18 protein-coding genes are annotated in these 18965 nt (G+C 47.1%); 3 read left to right on the forward strand and 15 right to left on the reverse strand.

What is annotated here, in order from left to right:
• Positions 1 to 124 precede the first annotated feature (124 nt).
• From DWU89_RS16830 to DWU89_RS16840, 3 genes are read right to left on the reverse strand one after another with little or no spacing between them, the layout of a single operon-like run.
• Positions 125 to 1492 (reverse strand): TolC family protein, encoded by a 1368-nt coding sequence (locus DWU89_RS16830; RefSeq protein WP_115500797.1) that lies wholly within the window; start codon positions 1490 to 1492, stop codon positions 125 to 127.
• A complete protein-coding gene (locus DWU89_RS16835) occupies positions 1489 to 4704 on the reverse strand; it encodes an efflux RND transporter permease subunit (RefSeq protein WP_115500798.1) in 3216 nt (1071 codons plus the stop codon). Before DWU89_RS16835 ends, DWU89_RS16830 begins: the two co-directional genes overlap by 4 nt.
• Before the next feature lie 9 nt (positions 4705 to 4713).
• Positions 4714 to 5829 carry an efflux RND transporter periplasmic adaptor subunit gene (locus tag DWU89_RS16840; RefSeq protein WP_115500799.1) on the reverse strand — a complete coding sequence of 372 codons (1116 nt, stop codon included), beginning with the start codon at positions 5827 to 5829 and terminating at the stop codon, positions 4714 to 4716.
• Positions 5830 to 5974: 145 nt separating this feature from the next.
• Here DWU89_RS16840 and DWU89_RS16845 point away from each other — a divergent pair, with 145 nt between their 5' ends.
• Positions 5975 to 6808 carry an AraC family transcriptional regulator gene (locus tag DWU89_RS16845; RefSeq protein WP_115500800.1) on the forward strand — a complete coding sequence of 278 codons (834 nt, stop codon included), beginning with the start codon at positions 5975 to 5977 and terminating at the stop codon, positions 6806 to 6808.
• Between the two features lie 15 nt (positions 6809 to 6823).
• On the opposite strand, the gene DWU89_RS16850 is transcribed toward DWU89_RS16845, so the two are convergent.
• Both DWU89_RS16850 and DWU89_RS16855 read right to left on the reverse strand, forming a co-directional pair.
• Positions 6824 to 9067: a GH92 family glycosyl hydrolase gene (locus DWU89_RS16850; protein WP_115500801.1), complete on the reverse strand. Its 2244-nt coding sequence runs from the start codon at positions 9065 to 9067 to the stop codon at positions 6824 to 6826.
• A gap of 21 nt (positions 9068 to 9088) precedes the next feature.
• Complete coding sequence (locus tag DWU89_RS16855) at positions 9089 to 11263, reverse strand: glycoside hydrolase family 20 protein (protein ID WP_115500802.1); 2175 nt, start codon at positions 11261 to 11263, stop codon at positions 9089 to 9091.
• 138 nt (positions 11264 to 11401) lie between these two features.
• On the opposite strand from DWU89_RS16855, the gene DWU89_RS16860 reads away from it, so the two are divergent.
• Entirely contained in the window at positions 11402 to 11746 is a 345-nt protein-coding gene (locus DWU89_RS16860; protein ID WP_115500803.1) for a type II toxin-antitoxin system RelE/ParE family toxin, read from the forward strand.
• A gap of 5 nt (positions 11747 to 11751) precedes the next feature.
• Positions 11752 to 12078, forward strand: coding sequence for a helix-turn-helix domain-containing protein (locus DWU89_RS16865; protein ID WP_115500804.1), 327 nt, complete (start codon positions 11752 to 11754; stop codon positions 12076 to 12078).
• Positions 12079 to 12427: 349 nt separating this feature from the next.
• On the opposite strand, the gene rplT is transcribed toward DWU89_RS16865, so the two are convergent.
• The 10 genes from rplT to DWU89_RS20670 form a co-directional block, all read right to left on the reverse strand.
• Positions 12428 to 12772: a 50S ribosomal protein L20 gene (gene rplT, locus DWU89_RS16875; RefSeq protein ID WP_005635321.1), complete on the reverse strand. Its 345-nt coding sequence runs from the start codon at positions 12770 to 12772 to the stop codon at positions 12428 to 12430.
• 106 nt (positions 12773 to 12878) lie between these two features.
• Complete coding sequence (rpmI, locus tag DWU89_RS16880) at positions 12879 to 13076, reverse strand: 50S ribosomal protein L35 (protein ID WP_115500806.1); 198 nt, start codon at positions 13074 to 13076, stop codon at positions 12879 to 12881.
• Between the two features lie 56 nt (positions 13077 to 13132).
• Positions 13133 to 13759: a translation initiation factor IF-3 gene (gene infC, locus DWU89_RS16885; RefSeq protein ID WP_115500807.1), complete on the reverse strand. Its 627-nt coding sequence runs from the start codon at positions 13757 to 13759 to the stop codon at positions 13133 to 13135.
• 34 nt (positions 13760 to 13793) lie between these two features.
• Complete coding sequence (gene thrS, locus DWU89_RS16890; protein WP_115500808.1) at positions 13794 to 15749, reverse strand: threonine--tRNA ligase; 1956 nt, start codon at positions 15747 to 15749, stop codon at positions 13794 to 13796.
• 61 nt (positions 15750 to 15810) lie between these two features.
• Entirely contained in the window at positions 15811 to 16656 is an 846-nt protein-coding gene (locus DWU89_RS16895; RefSeq protein ID WP_115500809.1) for a D-Ala-D-Ala carboxypeptidase family metallohydrolase, read from the reverse strand.
• A gap of 20 nt (positions 16657 to 16676) precedes the next feature.
• Positions 16677 to 16874, reverse strand: coding sequence for a hypothetical protein (locus DWU89_RS16900; protein WP_115500810.1), 198 nt, complete (start codon positions 16872 to 16874; stop codon positions 16677 to 16679).
• A 55-nt stretch (positions 16875 to 16929) separates the two neighbouring features.
• On the reverse strand, positions 16930 to 17376 hold the full coding sequence (locus DWU89_RS16905; RefSeq protein ID WP_115500811.1) for an HU family DNA-binding protein: 447 nt from the start codon (positions 17374 to 17376) through the stop codon (positions 16930 to 16932).
• Positions 17377 to 17701: 325 nt separating this feature from the next.
• The gene (locus DWU89_RS16910; RefSeq protein ID WP_115500812.1) at positions 17702 to 18214 is read right to left on the reverse strand and encodes a GNAT family N-acetyltransferase; all 513 of its coding nucleotides are present in this window, start codon (positions 18212 to 18214) and stop codon (positions 17702 to 17704) included.
• An 8-nt stretch (positions 18215 to 18222) separates the two neighbouring features.
• Complete coding sequence (locus DWU89_RS20835; RefSeq protein WP_167451715.1) at positions 18223 to 18381, reverse strand: hypothetical protein; 159 nt, start codon at positions 18379 to 18381, stop codon at positions 18223 to 18225.
• A gap of 116 nt (positions 18382 to 18497) precedes the next feature.
• Positions 18498 to 18965, reverse strand: a 468-nt coding sequence (locus DWU89_RS20670) for a hypothetical protein (protein ID WP_158543400.1), incomplete at its 5' end; no start/stop codon positions are given.

An 18965-nucleotide genomic window follows, 5' to 3' on the forward strand; every position in this document is an offset into this window, starting at 1 on the left:
TTCGCTCAATATAAAGCAAAAACCATGCCACCAGATTTAAAACACTAAAATACAAGCATATACAGAACTTCCATTTTACCTTATCTGTCAAAAATTTAGACAGAGGTGTCCAAGTTTTTTACAGTCAATCCCTTCCTCCCCCTAATGCCTGATATAAACTGATCATTCCTTGTATCTCTGCAAAACGGTTGGCTACTTGTGTCAATCGGGCGGACAGCAGGCTTTGCCGGGCGGTCAAGACTTCCAGATAGGTCGTGTTTCCATACGTCATCAACAAAGAGGTGCTTTCAGAAGCTTTTTCCAATGCTGTAAGCTGCTTTTCATATAGATCGGACTTTTCTTTTGCTGTTTGATATTTCATCAAAGCATCGTTTACTTCCGACCCGGCATTCAACAGGGATTGCTGGAAAGCAAGCCGTGCCTCTTCCTGCTGTGCCTTGGCTATTTTTAGTTGGGCGATATTTGCACCCCGGTTGAACAGGGGTTGCGTGAGCGAACCGATGGCCGACGCCAGGAATTTGCCCGGGTTTACAATCATGCTACCGGCTGAATTGGTCCACCCTGCACTGCCGCTTAGCATGATTGAGGGATAAAAGGCCGATCGCGCCTGGTTTGTCACATAAAAAGCACTTTCGAGCGCATGTTCCGCACTGCGTACATCCGGACGACCGGCAAGCATCTGGACGGGAATGCCGACAGCAAAATGTTCCGGCAACGATTGTCCGGACAGCTTGCCACGCTCGATGTCGTGGGGTGTCTCGGCAAGCAACAGCGACAAGCTGTTCTCGACCTGGTTGATTTGTTCCCTTAAATCGAGAATCGAAGTAGAGATACTGTAGTAAGTGGCCTCCATTTGTGAAACGGCTGCATCATTAGCCAGGCCGGCATCCATCAGGGCACGGGTCGATTCGACTGTTTCCTTCCATGATTTCTCCGTCTGGATAGAGATAGCCAACTGTTCATCCAGCATCAGCAGGGTATAATAGGTGTTTGCGATGCCTGATATCAATTGTGTCCGGACAGCTTGCCGGTAATCGTGGCTTTGTTCGAGCAACGCTTTAGCTTGACGCTTAGCGTTACGAATACGGCCGAAGATATCCAGTTCCCAACTGGCGGTGACGGGGATGGAATAAGTTTGCGTAGCCTTCCCTCCGTCGAAACTACTTACCGTTCCCTGAGGTGCAAGTGCAAATGAGGGCAAATAGGCCAGGCGGGCAGACATCAATGTGGCCTCTGCCTCCTCGACGCGCAGGCGGGCGGATTGAAGGTCGGTGTTGCTCTGCAATCCCTGTTCGATAAGGGCCTGGAGTTGCGGATCGGTAAAGAGTTCCCGCCAGTTGAGATTACTGATATTGCCGGATGTATCGGCAGCTGCAACCTCTCTCCCATATAAATCATCCGGGACTTCGGTAGCCGGCTTATAGGTTGTATAGATGCCGCAGCTACTCAGTGCGAGTGCTGCGACAGTTGATATGATTATCTTGATTTTCATTTCTTCTCTGTTTTTTTACTTTCAATATGACGTTCTCTTTCCTCCTTTGCTTCTACATATTCTTCCTGTATCTGCCAATCGGAGGCCGGCTGAAACTGAATGGGACGTACCTTTTCCTGTAAGTATTGGAAGACGATGAACAAGGAAGGTACGATAAACAGTAGTGCCAACGTTCCGATCAGCATACCTCCTACAGTACCTGCTCCGAGTGAGCTGTTTCCGTTTGCACCGACTCCTGTCGCCATCATCAGAGGCAGCAATCCGAACACCATTGTGCCGGCTGTCATCAGGATCGGGCGCAGACGGGCTTTCGCGGCGGAAAGGGCAGCCGATGTCAGGCTCATGCCTGCCTTGCGACGCTCGGCGGCATACTCGGTCAGCAAGATTGCAGTCTTGGACAGTAAACCGATCAACATGATCAGACCTGTCTGCAAGTATATATTATTCTCCAATCCCATCATCTTGGCAAAAAGGAAAGAACCGGTCAATCCGAATGGAACGGATAGCAAGACGGCAAACGGGATCAGGAAACTTTCGTACAGCGCGCTAAGTATCAGATAAATCATCAGGAAGCAGATGCCGAAGATGACCACCGTTGTATTGCTCTGGCTGTTCTCTTCACGGGTGATACCGCCGAAATCATAGCTATAACCTTTCGGAAGAGCCTCGGAAGCTGTTTCCTGTACGGCACGGATAGCGTCGCCTGTGCTATAGCCGTCCGCCGGCATGGCATTCACGGCGATGGAGTTATACATATTGAAGCGGCTCAAGGATTCCGCCCCGTAACTGCGTGTCAACCTTACGAACTGGCCGAGAGGCGCCATCTCGCCGTTGGACATGCGGACAAAAATATTGTTGAGTGAAGACTCATCGACGCGGTACTTCGGGTCTGCCTGTATCATCACCTTGTAGACTTTGGAGAAGCGATTGAAGTTGGAGACATATTGCCCGCCATAATAACCCGACAGTGTTCCCAATACGGCATCAGATGTAATGCCGGCACGTTTACATTTCGCAGCATCCACTTCAACGGTCCATTGCGGATAGCGGATATCAAAGGTGGAATAGGCCATCGAGATTTCCGGACGCTGGTTCAGGGCGCCGAGATATTGTTGCGTCGTTGTAAAGAATGTGCCTATATCGCCTCCCATGCGGTCCTGCATATGCAGTTCCAAGGCATTTCCCATACCGTAACCCGGAATCATTCCCGGCGAGATGGCAAAAATGCTGGCATCCTTTATGTCTGCCGTACGCCCATAGATCTGTCCGATCACGGCCTGCACGTCTTCATCCTTTCCGGGGCGTTCATCCCAGGGTTTCAGCTTCAGGACGAGCATACCGAACGAGTTTCCCTGACCGGCCAGCAAACCATAGCCGGCAACACGCTGGACGTGGAGCACCTGCGGGATGTTTTCCACGCGTTTCTCGATCCGTGCCATCACATCGTTGGTTGTTTTCAACGAACTGCCGGCTGCCGTACTGACATTTACGAAGACAACGCCCTGGTCCTCGTCCGGCACAAGACTGGTCTTAGTCGTGTTCATCAGGAACATCAGCAAAATGACCGAGCAGGCCATCAATGTCCAGACCATCCACTTGCGCTTGATAAAGAACAGGACGCCTTTCTTGTATTTCTCCACCATCCGGTCGAAAGCGGCGTTGAACGCCTTACGGAAGCGGGCGGCGAAGTTATTGTTCTGCGTCCCGTCTTCATTGATATACGGTTTCAGGAAAAGCGCACAAAGCGCCGGGCTCAATGTCAAGGCATTGACCGCCGAGATACCGACAGCCACTGCCATCGTCAGACCGAACTGCGTATAGAACGTCCCGGAGGTCCCGCTCATAAACGAAACCGGAATAAAAACGGCCATAAAGACAAGCGAAGAGGTAATGACTGCATTACTGATTCCCTTCATCGCGTCGATACTTGCCATATAGGAAGAACGGTAGCCCACGTCGAAGCGTGCCTGCACGGCCTCGACGACGACTATAGCATCGTCCACCACCGTACCGATCACCAATACGAGAGCAAACAGCGTGATCAGGTTGATACTGAACCCGGCAATGGACATAAAGGCAAACGTACCGATCAACGACACCACTATTCCGACCAACGGGATGACCGTAGAACGGATATCCTGCAAGAAGACATATACCACCAGGATAACCAACAGAATCGCTTCGAGCAATGTCTTGACGACCTCATGGATAGAGGCGAAAAGGAAGTCGTTGGAACTCATCACCTGGGTCAGTTCGATGCCTTTCGGCAAGTCTTTACGCGCTTCTTCCAGAAAGGCGTCGATATTCTTGTTGACTTCGGTCGCGTTTGAGCCTGCCGTCTGGAAGATCATGCAGGAAATACCGGGATGGCTGTCCATATTACCATGATAGGCGTAACTTTCCTCTCCCATCTCGATATCAGCTATTTCTTTCAGCTTCAGGACTTCGCCATCGTCAGTCGAGCGGATAACGATTTCGCCGAATTCTTCCGGGGTGATCAGACGGCCGGTGTACTTCATCGTGTACTGGTAAGTCTCGTCGGAGTTCTCCCCGAAAGAACCGGTTGCCGATTCGATGTTTTGTTCTGCCAACACCTGGCTTACGTCTGTCGGGATCAATTTGTATTGTGCCATCACATCCGGTTTCATCCAAATACGCATACTGTAATCTCCCCCCATGATCATCATGTCTCCCACGCCCTGGATTCGGAGTATCGAGGGTTTAAGATTGATACTGATGTAGTTGGAAAGGAACTTCTCGTCGTAAGTGTCGTCGGGACTGTGAAGCGAAAACATCTGCAAGATACTGGTTTGACGCTTGGAGGTAGTGACACCTACCTGCGTCACTTCGGCCGGCAGCTGCCCGGTTGCTTTCGAGACACGGTTCTGCACGTTGACGGCTGCCATATCGGGGTTTGTGCCCTGTTTGAAGTAGACGGTGATACTGACCGTTCCGGCATTGGAGGCAGTCGAGGTCATATACGTCATGTCTTCCACGCCGTTGATGGCCTCTTCCAACGGGGCGACAACGCTTTTCAACAGAGTCTCCGCACTTGCGCCGAAATAGGTCGTGCTGACCTGTATGGTTGGCGGAGCGATATCCGGATATTGTTCGACGGGCAGTGTAAACAGCCCGATGATGCCCACAACTACGATCGAAATAGAGATAACGGCCGACAGAATGGGGCGTTCTATAAAGGTTCTTAAATTCATCTTCTTGTCTTAGTTTTGTTTTACTTTAATGGGAGTTCCTTCGCGCAAGAGGCCTACGCCTTCCGCAATGATGATGTCTCCTTCGCTTAATCCTTCATCAACGATGTATTCCTGTCCGCCGTTCACACGGGTGACGCTGACCGGAGCCGAGGTGGCTTTTCCGTCCACGACCTTATACACGTAAACTTTGTCCTGTATCTCGAAGGTCGTAACCTGCGGGATTACCAGTGTTCCCGTCTTGGCAACCGGAAGGATGACGTTGCCGGATGTTCCGCTATACAGCAAACCGCTCCCGTTCGGAAAAACGGCGCGGAGGCTGGCAGTTCCGGTGCTGCGGTCGACGACGCCACTGATCGTTTCGATCTTTCCTCTTTCGCTATAAACAGATTTGTCGTTGAGTTGCAATTCTACTGCTGGCATATCTTTCAGAGCTGCTGATTTAGAGCCGTATTGACGTGTCAGCGCCAGCAATTGGTTCTCTGTCATCGAGAAATATACATACATATCCGAGTTGTCGGAAACGGTTGTCAGCGGTTGCGGCAGGTTGGCACTGACCAATGCACCGACACGGTAAGGCAGCGTTCCGACTACGCCGTCACACGGGCTTTTTACTTCCGTATAAGAAAGATTATTGCGGGCGCTCAGCTCCTGAGCCTTCATCTGGGCCAACTGGGCCTTTGCGCTCAGCCAGGCGTTCTCGGCTGTTTTCAAGTCGAAGTCAGAAACGACGTTCCGGGCCCGTAGTTCTTTTTTACTGTCGTAGGTCAGTTTCGCTGTTGCCAGGGAAGCAGTTGCGGCCTCGACGTTTGCTTCCGCTGTCTGTAAGGCTGCCTGGTAGGGCACCTGGTCGATCACGAAAAGGACCTGTCCGCGACGGACGGTCTGCCCTTCTTCTACGCATAACTTAGTAATAAAACCGGATACCTGAGGATAGATATCGATGTCTTGACGTCCGCGGATTGTTGCCGAATAAGAAGTGAAGATCACCTTGTCCGAAGGCTGTACCTTCAGGACTGCATATTCTGTTTCTGTTTGTACTGCGGGTGCCTGCTTGCACGACACCGCTAATGTTGCACAACTGATAATCAGGATCAGTCGCATACTTGTTTTGTTCATCATTGTCATTGTCCAATCTTTAATTCGGCAGCAAAGGTAGACCGGAATCTCGCGACAAATCAGTTCATTTATTAGCCTCGATTGTTCAAAATCGGAACATTAGGCACAAAAAGTCAGATACTATCCGTACTTTTACGTCAAAATAGGAACAAGTATGCGTATATTTAGAACAACGGAAAGTGAACCGTTCGTAGCCAGGACTGGTCGAATGGAGGAATTTCATAATCGCCTGATAAAATTAAGTGATCCCGGCATATTCTTTTGCCGGAAAGGGCATGCACACTTGAACATCGACCTGAAAGAATACGATATAGTCAAAAATACGCAGGTCATCATTCAGCCGGGCACTATTCTGCGCCTGACAGAATCGAGTGACGACTTCGAAGTTTCTTATTGTTACTTCTCGGAACAGTTATTGCGAGAGATTACCATCCATCTGGAACCTTCTTTCTTCCATTTCCTGAAAGAAAATCCCTCTTTTACGTTTCCGGATGACTGTATCGAGGCCATTAACGGCCTGATGATTGCCACCGAGGCGATCTATCTGGACCGCGAACACCGCTTCCGCGATATCATTATCCGGAATCATCTCCAATGTTTTCTTCTGAGTGTATATGAAAAGACGCACCGATGGTTCACCCGCAAACAGATTGAAGGTACCGACCGCAAAGACCAGCTTTTCAAACGTTTCATCGCATTGGTCCACAAACATTGCACCACCCAGCGCGAGGTTGGCTTTTATGCAAATGAACTGTTTATCACGTCCCGCTACCTTTCCGCTATCGTACAGGAGGTGACAGGCAAAAACGCCAAACACATCATCGACATGCATGTCATTCTGGAGATAAAAGTAATGCTGGAATCCACCGATCTGAGTATCCAGGAAATAGCAAACCGCCTGCAGTTTCCGGATCAGTCGTTCTTCGGGCGTTATTTCAAGAAACACACCGGGACGTCTCCGCTAAACTACAGGCGGGCTTTGGGATAGGTTGAGTTTTGAGAATTACTTCTTGCTATCCAGTGTAAACCGCAGTGTTCCGGCATTCACCAACTCCTGTTGTGAGATGGTATAGCCTTTCAGCTTCTTTCCGCCGGCAGTCACTTCCTTTATATAGATATCATCCGGAGTCTGATGGGCTGATTCGATCACTAACTCTCCTTTCGGATAGAATTTCTTGTCTAAACGGATCGTCACCTTATTGAAAGTCGGCGAAGTCAACACGTAATCCAGATCGCCGGGACAGGCCGGATAGAAGCCCATCATCGAAAAGATAGCCCAGGTCGACATCGTACCTGTATCGTCATTGCCGGGAAGGCCGTTCGGTGCGTTGTGATAATACTTACCCAACAGTTCGCGGACGAGCTTCTGCGTGCGCCAGGCTTCTCCCTTGAAATAGCTGAACAGGTACGGATAGGCAATATCCGGTTCGTTCGCCATATCGTAATAGCCTTTGTCGAAGACCATCTGCAAGCGGTCCACAAACTTCTTCGGGCCGCCCATCAATTTAGCTAATCCCATGATATCATGAGGCACATAGAACGTATAGTTCCAGGCGTTCCCTTCATGAAAACCAGGGCTCGGCTCGAAATTTTCTCCCTGTTTCGGATCGAAAGGCGAATAGAACGTACCGTCAGGAAGGATCGGACGGAGCGTGCCGTATTCCTTGCTGTAATAATGTTTATACCCCATCGCACGTTCGCGGAACAACTTGGCGTCTTCTTTCTTACCTAATGCATTCGCTAACAAGGAGAGGTTCCAATCGGCAATATAATATTCCAAGGCGTGGGAAACGGAGTTGTCATACTGCTCGCGCAACGGGACATATCCCTTGCTCATATAGTCATTGTTGTCCGGGTGAAGCAGGTTGAATTCTCCGGGCGTAGTAGCGCCTTTGCGCATACCTTCGTAAGCCGTCTCGATATCATAATCGCGCAAGCCGCGCATATAAGCATCCACAATATAAGGGATGGACGGGTCGCCTTCCATTGTCAGCGTCTCGCGTCCGTAGAGTTCCCATTTCGGAAGCCAACCGCTTTCCTTATACATATCGATCATCGTACGGATAATATCGAGCTGCTTTTCCGGATAGAGCAAGGTCATCAGGGTACTGACATTCCGGTATGTATCCCATAGAGAGAAGACCGTATAACGGTTTCCGGTCGTATGACCCACCTTCAGGCTTTCCATCATCGGATATTCGCCGTTCACATCCTGGATGATATTCGGATGGATCAGCAAGTGGTACATCGCGGTATAGAAGATAGTCTTGTCATCCTGTGTCCCGCCCTCAACCTGCACGCGTGACAGATCGTCGTTCCACATCTGACCGGCTGTCGCACGCACCTTGTCGAAGTTGAAATCCGGCTGTTCGGTATTCATGTTCAGGCGTGCATTCTCGATGCTGACAAAGGAAACGCCCATTTTCACTTCGATCACCTCATTTTCATCTGTGTCGTATGTGAACCAAACGCCAATGTCGTCGCCGCTCATCTCACGGTTATACTTAGTGTACAATTTATATTTGCCGGAATAGATATCCCAATCAGCCTCCACACCTTTCATCTCACGCTGTTTCTTCCAATAACCTGCCTGTTTAGGGGCTTTACTAACCTTCATCACGAAGTAGATCGGGAAAACGGCTTGCGGATTATAACAGAAAGTACCGAGCAGTTTGCTGCCTTCTATCTCCGTGTCGCTGACCATGCGGACAGTCGCTCCGGTTTCATTCGTCAGCCCTTCACCCAGGTTCAACAGGATGTTCCCCTGTCCTTTCGGAAAGGTAAAACGGGTCAGACCGGTACGCATCGAAGCAGTTGCTTCCGTCTTGATATTATATTTGGTCAGGAGGTTACTATAGTAGCCGGGATGAGCCACTTCATCCTTATATCCGCTTCCATACTCATGGTAATCCACATTCAACTCGCCCGCTGTCGGCATCAGCAAAAGACTTCCCAGTTCAGGACAGCCTACTCCGCTCAGGTTGACATGCGCGTAACCGGTAAAGAAATTATTGTCGGCCGAATAAGGGGTAGACCACCACTGGCTGTCCTTATCGAATTTATTACTTTTCGAGCCCATCACATTGAATGGGGTGACACTCATCATCCCCTGCGGACAGATGGCTCCGGGATTAGTCGTGCCATAGTTACTCGTTCCGATAAACGGGTTCACATAATCTGCCGGTTGCTGTGCGGATACAATCAGTGCACCACAGCATAACAGGAAGGTCATCAACTGTTTTCTCATTTGTCTATCTCTTTTTAATTATTACCAAACTACAATCTCATCCGTAAAAATAAATCCTTTGTTCACCTCCGTTGCCTTCAAGCGGATATAGCGGGCTTTCCAGTTTCCATTAAATGTATATTCCTGGAACAGCAGGTTCGGATCGTCCGCCGGGATTGTTGTTGGAACAATTCCCTGAGAGGTAAAGTTTTCGCCATCTTCCGATGTTAACAACTCCACCTGCCCCGGCTGGAAGACGCCCGGACCGGTCAACTGCATGAATCGGGTAGACACTTTATGGATATCCGTCACCTTTTCCATATCGATCACACAATCCAGATCATTCAGATACCCCTGCCAACGTCCGTCCAGGTAGGTCAATCCGCCACGATAGCCATCCAACAAGGCATTCATGCCTCCGGCCATATAGCCTTTGTACAACTTACTATTATAATGTATAGGTTTATTGATCCCACGGTGGTAATCGACCTTCTTTTCGGTCGGCGTTCCCTGCAAGATACCATCCCGGAAAATAGCAGCTTTGATATAAGCCGAATCGGTCACGACAATCGAACCGGTATATAAAGCCGACGAGGCAGTCGGAACAGAGCCGTCGGTTGTATAACGTACTTCAGCCGGATATTTCTCGGCATCCAATATGACTTCGATCCGCCTGCCGACCGTGTCGACGCGCATTGTCACTTCCAGTTCGTCCGAAAGTGTAAACGTATTGATACCCATTGCCTGCAATTTCGGGATATGCGCATTCATCCGAGGTTTGAAATCATCCCATGTCCGTAGATTCTGTGGCGTCCAGCCTATTTCCGCCACGGCGAGGGCACGCGGAAACATCATGTATTCCAAATGTTCCGGTGTCTGGATATATTCCGTCCAGGTATTAGCCTGTACTCCGAGAATATGCTTGCTTTCCTCTGCAGTTAGCGAATCGACCGGGACAGGATTATAACTATACACTTTCTTAACCGGCGTATAACCGCCAATCGCATACGGCTGTGTCTTCGGATCGGCCTGGTAAAAATCAAAATACATATAATTACCGGGCGTCATCACGACATCATGCCCCATCCGGACCGATTTGATGCCTCCATCCTCCCCTCGCCAGGACATGACAGTCGCATCGGGAGCCAAACCACCTTCCAGAATTTCATCCCAGCCGATCAGTTTACGGCCTTTCGAGTTCAGAAACTCTTCCGCCCGGTGGATCATATAACTTTGGAGTTCATCAACGCTCTCCATCCCGTTTTTCTTCATCAACGCCTGGCACTTCGGACAGGTTTTCCAAGCCGATTTACCGGCTTCATCCCCTCCGATATGAATATACTCGGAAGGGAAAAGCTCCATCACTTCTGTCAGTACGTCTTCCATAAAAGTGAACGACTTGTCGTTACCGATACAAAAATCACCGTTCTGGTATGGTTTACCGGAACAACTCAATTCAGGATAGGCCATCAACACCTCTTCCGAATGCCCGGGGAATTCTATTTCCGGGATTATATTAATATGTTTGGATGCTGCATGCTCCACAATCTCCCGGATATCCTCTTTCGTATAATAACCGCCATATGCACCGGGAGTTCCTTCCGGCAGGTACTTACGGTCATGTCCATCCCACCACTTCCGCCAATCCGACTCGGTACGAAAAGCCGTTTCGGTAGTCAGTTTCGGATATTTGTCCATTTGTATACGCCATCCTCCGGCATCCGTCAAGTGCATATGCAGTGTATTCAACTTATAGGAAGACATGACATCCAGCAACTTCATCACCTCCTCCTTCGGGAAGAAATGCCGGGAGACATCCAGATGTAACCCTCTATATTTAAAACGGGGATTGTCGATGATCGAAACACAGGGAATATATCCATTTACATATAATTGACGCAATGTTTGCAAACCATAGAACAAACCATTCTCAGAACCGGCCCGCAGATCGATCCCTTTTGCCGTGACATCCAACTGGTATCCCTCCGGACTGCCCGACCAGGCATTATCGATTACGATATTTACTCCTTGAGAAGATCGCTCACCGAACAAAGCGACACTATCGATTTGAAAAGCACCTCCGGTCATCAACATCTGTGCCGGTTTGGGAATAAGATTCACCTGCTGAGCCTCCTTTGGAGCGCAGGAAACTAATAGTAACGAACAGGCAATAGCCAGCTCAGTTACATATTTGCGAGACTGTTTTGGCAGTAACATAAAAACTTAGTTTAGTGTGTTTAATTCTTGGTGTGTAAATATACAAAGAAAAAACGGACAAGTCCTTTTTTTCAGCAGATTAGTTGTAAAAGTAAATTAATTAGTTAACTTTGCATTGACAAACAAATAATCTTAGCTATGGAATATAAACGCACTATTGAAATTTATAAGACCTATTACATTGAGTTTTATAAATTATTACCTTTAGATGTAAGAACAAAAGTCAACTATGTATTAGAGCTAATACGAACAGAAAATGTTATACCGGAAAAATATTTCAAACATTTGACAGGCATCAAGGGGTTATATGAAATACGAATTGAATACAAAAGCAATATCTATCGTATCTTTTGCTGCCTGAATAAAAATAAACTCGTCATCCTTTTTAACGGATTCCAGAAAAAGACCCAAAAGACTCCACAAAAGGAAATAAGACAAGCAAAACGAATTATGGATGAATATTTTAACGAACAAAAAAAATAAAAGAAATGAAAGATATATATTTAAGTGAGAAAAAGAAAGAACAATTAATGCAATGTCAAACTTTTGACGAATTGTTGGATATCGAATATGGAGTGAAGGGAACACCTGAACGCAGCCAATTCGAAGAAGAAACCGAAGCATTCATTCTCGCCGAACGTCTCAAAGAAGAACGCCGCAAAGCCGGCCTTACCCAACAGCAACTTGCCGACAAAATAGGGACAAAGAAAAGCTATATCTCACGCCTGGAAAATGGCAAATGCGATATACAGTTATCGACTCTATATAAGATATTCCAGGGATTAGGAAAACGAGTGAGTGTAACAATCCTGTAAAGAGCAGGATATATCAAATAAGAAGAGGCTTTCCCCGAAGGAAAAGCCTCTCTTTATGAGAAGATAGCCGCACCGTAGATATGAACAAACTCCGTATGACAGGATTTGAGTGCTTTGCCATCTTTGTAATCCGCCGTGCTAAGCATGCCCCGAAGGGTGCGGCCCGCCATCAACGACAAGAGCTGTGTCTCGGAATTAAAATAAACTGATGAGTTTCCCAATCGAACATGTGCGGCTAACTCATTTTTCTTATCACAAAGATATGTAATCAAAATGAGACCGCCAAACTTTTTAACACAAAAAAAAGAGCCCCGAACGGAGCTCTTTTCCTATTGCTGTATAGTATCAATTACTTAACTTTAGCAACGATTGCTTTGAAAGCTTCCGGGTGGTTCATTGCCAGGTCGGCAAGCACCTTACGGTTGATTTCGATTCCTGCTGCGTGCAAAGCTCCCATCAGACGAGAGTAAGACATACCTTCCAAACGGGCAGCAGCGTTGATACGCTGAATCCACAATGCGCGGAAGTTACGTTTTTTGTTACGACGATCACGGAATGCATACGTCAAACCTTTTTCCCAAGTGTTCTTAGCAACGGTCCACACGTTCTTACGTGCACCATAATAACCACGGGTAAGTTTTAAAATCCGTTTTCTTTTTGCTCTTGAAGCAACATGATTTACTGATCTAGGCATAATACTAATCTGTTTTGAATGTTAGCGTCATCACTTTCGGATGATCTTGTTTGCTAAATACATTCGGTTAATAAAAATCTTGTAAAACTCGCTTAATTAATAAAGATTACTTCAAACCAAGCAACTGCTTAACGTTGCTTACGTCTACACGGTCTACTAAACCTGTGTGAGTAAGATTTCTCTTCTGCTTTGTAGTCTTCTTTGTCAGAATGTGACTTTTAAAAGCGTGTTTTCTTTTGATTTTACCTGTTCCGGTAAGAGCGAATCTTTTTTTGGCACCGGAATTAGTCTTCATCTTAGGCATTTTCCAATATGTTTTAATTATTAAACTTTACACCCTCTATCGGGTGGTTTCTTTCTTTATTCTTCAGACTCTTCAGTCTTTGGCTTGGGAGTTACAATCACCTTCTTTATAACCGGCTTCGATATAGCGGGTTTAGGTGCGGCTGGCGCAGCTCCGGCAGCCGCTTTCTTAGGTGTCAGCATGATAATCATACGTTTACCTTCCAATACCGGCAGCTGTTCTACTTTACCGTATTCTTCCAAGTCGTTGGCAAAACGAAGCAACAAAACTTCTCCTTGCTCTTTGAAAAGAATGGAACGTCCTTTAAAGAACACATAAGCTTTCACTTTTGATCCTTCTTCAAGGAACCCCTTCGCATGCTTCAACTTAAAGTTGTAATCGTGATCATCTGTCTGAGGTCCGAAACGAATTTCCTTCACGACCACTTTAACAGATTTAGCCTTCTGTTCCTTTTGTCTTTTCTTCTGTTGATAGAGGAATTTTTGATAATCAATCACTCTACAAACGGGGGGCGCAGCATTCGGTGAAATTTCAACCAGATCGAGCCCTTGATCTTCGGCAATTTTTAATGCCTGAGAAGTAGGATAAACTCCCTGTTCTACGTTATCACCTACTAAACGAACTTCACGAACACGAATACGTTCGTTAATTCTATACTGTTCTTTCAGACTGTCATTCTTCATTCAAAAAGATTTATTCTCCTCGTTATTAGTTATTTTAATCGTTATCTTTCTTCCAGTGATTCATTTGTTCCTCTATTTCACTTTTCAAAAGCGCTGCAAAGGTAGCAATTTTCATCGAACCTTTATCACCTTCGCCCTGTTTTCTTACAGAAACTTCATTATTTTCTGCTTCTTTCTCTCCAACAATGAGCATGTAAGGGATACGTTTCAACTCTGTATCGCGGATTTTACGTCCGATCTTTTCATTACGGTCGTCTACCAGCACACTCAGTTCTTCTGCTTCGAGCTGACGTTTTACTTCGTAGGCATAGTCGTTGAACTTTTCACTGATCGGCAGGATAGACACCTGGTCCGGAGTCAGCCACAACGGGAACTTACCACCTGTATGCTCGATCAATACGGCAACGAAACGCTCCATAGAACCGAACGGTGCACGGTGGATCATAACAGGACGGTGTTTTTTATTGTCTTCACCCGTATATTCCAATTCGAAACGTTCCGGCAGGTTATAGTCCACCTGGATCGTACCCAACTGCCAACGGCGGCCGATGGCATCTTTCACCATAAAGTCCAGCTTAGGACCATAGAAAGCAGCTTCGCCATATTCGATCTTAGCTTTCAGGCCTTTTTCCTGGCAAGCCTCGATAATAGCGCTTTCAGCCTTCTCCCAGTTTTCTTCCGAACCGATATATTTATCCCGGTTCACCTTGTCGCGCAGGGAAATCTGTGCTTCAAAATTTTCAAAATCCAATGCCTTGAAGATGATAAAGATAATATCCATTACCTTCAGGAATTCATCTTTCAACTGGTCGGGACGGCAGAACAGGTGCGCATCATCCTGCGTAAAGCCACGTACCCTTGTCAGACCGTGCAACTCACCGCTTTGTTCATAACGATATACGGTACCGAACTCGGCAAAACGTAAAGGCAGATCCTTATACGAACGCGGGAATGCCTTGAATATCTCACAATGGTGAGGGCAGTTCATCGGTTTCAGCAAGAACTCTTCACCTTCCTGCGGAGTGTGGATCGGCTGGAATGAGTCTTTTCCGTATTTGGCATAGTGACCGGAAGTCACATACAGTTGTTTGCCTCCGATATGCGGAGTCATTACCTGCTGGTAACCATATTTCTTTTGGATACGTTTCAGGAAATCTTCCAGCTTCAAACGCAACTGCGTACCGCGTGGCAACCACAACGGAAGACCTGCTCCCACTGCTGTCGAGAATGTAAACAATTCCAGCTCCTTACCGATCTTACGATGGTCGCGTTTCTTGGCTTCTTCCATCAATACCAGGTATTCGTCCAGCATCTTCTTCTTCGGGAAGGTGATACCGTAAAGACGAACCAACTGTTTGCGTTTTTCGTCGCCACGCCAGTATGCACCGGCTACGCTCATTATCTTAACGGCTTTCAAGTAAGAGGTATTCGGCAAGTGCGGACCGCGGCAGAGGTCTGTAAACGAACCCTGCGTATAGGTCGTAATCTTACCGTCTTCCAACTCACTGATAAGCTCGGTTTTATATTCTTCACCTCTGTCACCAAACATTTTCAGCGCGTCAGCTTTAGATATATCCTGACGTTTGATCTCCTCTTTCTTAGCCACCAATTCCAACATTTTAGCTTCGATAGCAGGAAAATCTCCTTCTTTGATAACAGCGTCACCCGGATCCACGTCATAGTAGAATCCATTCTCGATAGCCGGTCCGATACCGAACTTGATGCCGGGATACAATTCCTGCAAAGCTTCAGCCATCAGGTGGGCACTCGAGTGCCAGAATGCATGCTTACCTTCTTCGTCTTCCCACTTGAAAAGCTTGATAGCCGCATCTTGGTTGATCGGACGGCTCAGGTCCCAAATCTCACCATTCACGCTTGCTGCCAGAACTTCCTGTGCCAGACGGGAACTGATGCTTTCCGCAATCTGCATAGCAGTCGTTCCTTCGGCGTATTCTTTTACGGAATTATCCGGAAATGTAATCTTTATCATAATCTGTTCACTATAAATTCCTAAAAATTAATCAGGATGCAAATTTAGTATTCTTTTTTTGTTAAACAGAACTTTTAGGAAAAAAGTTTCTGCTCCGCAACCTTTTATAAAGAAAGACGCCCAGGACAAACAACAGAATCCCTCCACATACAAAGTAACCGGGCGAACGGATCGTCCGGCGGGATTCCGCCCGAACAGCGGTCATTCCAACCTGCCGACCCGCATAATCATGCTGCTTTTGTACCACCACTTTGCCGGTATCGATAAGCTGTCGCCGGTTGTCCACCTGCAAGGTAGTGACTGACTGCGGGTACTGCTTGCCGGCACTGTCCGGCGCGGTGTAGACAACCCGGCGTATATTCCAGACTGCCGTATCGACCAAATGGATATCCCGTTGCCACACCTCTGTCCCATGCGATGAAAACCGGACAGAATCGATACGGATGGTATTCTCCCGGCGCAGACTTTTCCGGCTTCCTCCACAGCCCGACAATAAAAACGTCAACACCAAAAGCCGCAAAATCACCTGCATCCGGTTTGCCCCGGACCGCTTCAACGACAAATGCAGGAAATTCCGTTTCCGGTAATGAATCGCCTGGTCAAACTCCAACCCTGACCGCCGCAGAAGAGCTAAAAGTTTCGCCACATCCGGCACATAACAATCCGCCGCCTCCCCCTTCGTATGCTGGCTGTCCGGCACTCCTCCGACCAACCGGTTCACCTCTTTACAACGATAACCGCTTGTCACCACGATCGGCCCACCATACAATCGGCGAAGCGGTTCCAGCAAAGCAGTAGCCAAATACTTCAACGCCTCGCAAGCCTCCTCCGCCGGCCTGTTGTCAATCCCATTCTCCACCGCAACCCGGCTATAACTCATCTCCTCCAACGTAAAATGCTCCTCCATATCCTCTCTTTTTTTAATTTTCAATTTTTAATTCTCAATTTATAAGAGTAGTCCACCCCAAACAGCGCCCCCGCAAACGTGCAGATCTCCCCGAAAGCCACCAACACGCTGCTATCGACCATCCCCCGCGGATCAATCCAAAACCCGCAAAAGAGCAAAACAATCCCGCTCATAGTGAGCAGGATTGCCATTGTCAACTGAACCGTCAACCTCTTCATGAATTATGAATTTTGAATTATGAATCTTCAAACTTTCACCTTTCAACTTTCACCTCTAAAGAATTCCCGGTCTGTCCTCCGGCTTGTTCACCGTACCGGAATCATCTGTTTCCGGCGTAATCCGTTCGAAACTCGTAAGGCTTTTCATGGTGCGCAAAGCCCTTCCGGGAAGGAAACGGACACGAGGTTCGCGGATCAGTCCCGTACTGAAATCACCGGCACCCACAACTCCCGTTGATCCGAAATTTAAACGGAAAGTACCCAATTCACCCACGCTCACACGACGCCCATTACGCAAATGACGGGCCAGAACCACATTTACACGATCCAGTACAGCTTTCACACCGGCACTACCGGCAACCGTACTGTCCCCGACCTCATCGATAAAGTCTTCAAACGTAACCAGGTCCCCACTGATCATTTGCGCATACAACTTTTCAGGAATATCTTCCTGATCAACACCTAAATTTCTTCTCTGAACCAATTTGTACTTAAGAGCCATAATCTTTAAATTTTAAATGATTAATAATTTGTTTTTGATCACAATGCAAAGATAAAGCCCTCCAAAACCCAGCTTTCCCCGTAATAGCAGCACACACCTACCCGAGTCAGCACAGAGTACCAACCACTTAAGCCCCCCTGTAAGCAATCTACAGGAGAAGTCTCATTCTATTATAGTAAAAGGATTCGCCGCTTATTTAACTTTATACAACGTGTGCGGCAGCAGGGAAGTCCGTTCAGCCTTGACTTTTTGGAAATAATATCTATTTAATGCCTTGATAAAATGGAAAAGACAAGAAGTTATCGCTTCTTTATGAGGAAAGAAACTACTTAATAAGTTGTATAAGGTCAAAATACATAGGGAAAGTATCTTCACAAGATTCATTCACAAGAGGTCGGAAACCATTTTTCTCATAAAAAGATACAGCCGAATGATAAGCATCCACTGTTAGAAAACGGGTTGCTGATACAGACTGATGATTGATGAGCATTTGCTTGACAGCTGAAACAATGTCAGTACCAATACCTTCACCACGATGGGAAGCCGCTACGCCTAATCTACCGATTTTAACAGCAGGATAACTTCCCAAATGCTTTTGGTGCGGAAATGCTTTACGAAGTTTTCTCCAAAGATTCTTATCCATAGTTGTCTGGGATATTTTATCATTAAGCAAACTGAAGAAAGCGATCGTTTCCTCATCGTCTTCCCATATAAAAGTGTTGGCTATCAACTGCTCTTGATAAAAACGGGCATCTTCCAACAAAAAACCATTCAAATCATCGTCTCCGCAATTGAATGGTTTTATAATCTCTGTGTCTTCAATCTTAATCAGTCTCATCAAAGAAGTCACATCATAAACGTTGCTATTTTCTTCAATTTCTCATAAGCAGCCTTAATTCGCTGCTTTTCCTGTTGGGAAGCAGGCTTAACGTCCTGCATGGATTCCAGAAACCGCTTAGCATCTTCACCAAACAGTATCGGGGTTTCTTTAATCGGTCTTGCCATATTGCTTTCTCCTTTCTATTTAATACTGTTCGCAAAGGTAAGCTATTTATCTTTTATCTCCAACACAATCACTTCAAAGTCGTTCAATCTCCACCTTTAAATCATCATTTTATAATTCATAGATTCAGACATCCCGGCTCATTGTCCAAGCAAACCAGATCCATCAGGTCGCACAGGTCATCGGTCGAGGCGGAGTCTTTGCGCAGTTTATCGCTCAGGTAATCCACTGTCTCGGGAAAGTCGAAAGCGAGGAGCAGGCAGAAAGACAGATGCCTGTATGACGGGACGTTGCCGTTGCCCTTTCCTTCCGATAGCGAGAGCAGTCGCCGAAGTAGGACGGGTTCGCGAAGGATGTAGACCAGCGAGCCGAACACCGTCTGCCGGCGCAGGTAGTCGGCTGTACGTTGCTTGTCGTGCAACAACAGGTTTGTGAGAAACGTACGGTAACTTTTTGCCAGCGTGTCCCACTCCGTAAAGGCGGCATCATAGGCTGCCTTGTAATAGAAAGGATGCTTTTCGGCGGGTAATGTACTCAATTTAAGGTTAAACTTCTTGACCGAAGGAATTTCCTTCCCAAATAACTC

This window comes from Parabacteroides acidifaciens (assembly GCF_003363715.1).
Classification (GTDB): domain Bacteria; phylum Bacteroidota; class Bacteroidia; order Bacteroidales; family Tannerellaceae; genus Parabacteroides; species Parabacteroides acidifaciens.

Excerpts from the sequence above, each read along its gene's own strand:
- DWU89_RS16830 (WP_115500797.1), bottom strand. The coding sequence starts at position 1,492 with ATGAAAATCAAGATAATCATATCAACTGTCGCAGCACTCGCACTGAGT.
- DWU89_RS16835 (WP_115500798.1), bottom strand. The coding sequence starts at position 4,704 with ATGAATTTAAGAACCTTTATAGAACGCCCCATTCTGTCGGCCGTTATC.
- DWU89_RS16840 (WP_115500799.1), bottom strand. The coding sequence starts at position 5,829 with ATGACAATGATGAACAAAACAAGTATGCGACTGATCCTGATTATCAGT.
- DWU89_RS16845 (WP_115500800.1), top strand. The coding sequence starts at position 5,975 with ATGCGTATATTTAGAACAACGGAAAGTGAACCGTTCGTAGCCAGGACT.
- DWU89_RS16850 (WP_115500801.1), bottom strand. The coding sequence starts at position 9,067 with ATGAGAAAACAGTTGATGACCTTCCTGTTATGCTGTGGTGCACTGATT.
- DWU89_RS16855 (WP_115500802.1), bottom strand. The coding sequence starts at position 11,263 with ATGTTACTGCCAAAACAGTCTCGCAAATATGTAACTGAGCTGGCTATT.
- DWU89_RS16860 (WP_115500803.1), top strand. The coding sequence starts at position 11,402 with ATGGAATATAAACGCACTATTGAAATTTATAAGACCTATTACATTGAG.
- DWU89_RS16865 (WP_115500804.1), top strand. The coding sequence starts at position 11,752 with ATGAAAGATATATATTTAAGTGAGAAAAAGAAAGAACAATTAATGCAA.
- rplT (WP_005635321.1), bottom strand. The coding sequence starts at position 12,772 with ATGCCTAGATCAGTAAATCATGTTGCTTCAAGAGCAAAAAGAAAACGG.
- rpmI (WP_115500806.1), bottom strand. The coding sequence starts at position 13,076 with ATGCCTAAGATGAAGACTAATTCCGGTGCCAAAAAAAGATTCGCTCTT.
- infC (WP_115500807.1), bottom strand. The coding sequence starts at position 13,759 with ATGAAGAATGACAGTCTGAAAGAACAGTATAGAATTAACGAACGTATT.
- thrS (WP_115500808.1), bottom strand. The coding sequence starts at position 15,749 with ATGATAAAGATTACATTTCCGGATAATTCCGTAAAAGAATACGCCGAA.
- DWU89_RS16895 (WP_115500809.1), bottom strand. The coding sequence starts at position 16,656 with ATGGAGGAGCATTTTACGTTGGAGGAGATGAGTTATAGCCGGGTTGCG.
- DWU89_RS16900 (WP_115500810.1), bottom strand. The coding sequence starts at position 16,874 with ATGAAGAGGTTGACGGTTCAGTTGACAATGGCAATCCTGCTCACTATG.
- DWU89_RS16905 (WP_115500811.1), bottom strand. The coding sequence starts at position 17,376 with ATGGCTCTTAAGTACAAATTGGTTCAGAGAAGAAATTTAGGTGTTGAT.
- DWU89_RS16910 (WP_115500812.1), bottom strand. The coding sequence starts at position 18,214 with ATGAGACTGATTAAGATTGAAGACACAGAGATTATAAAACCATTCAAT.
- DWU89_RS20835 (WP_167451715.1), bottom strand. The coding sequence starts at position 18,381 with ATGGCAAGACCGATTAAAGAAACCCCGATACTGTTTGGTGAAGATGCT.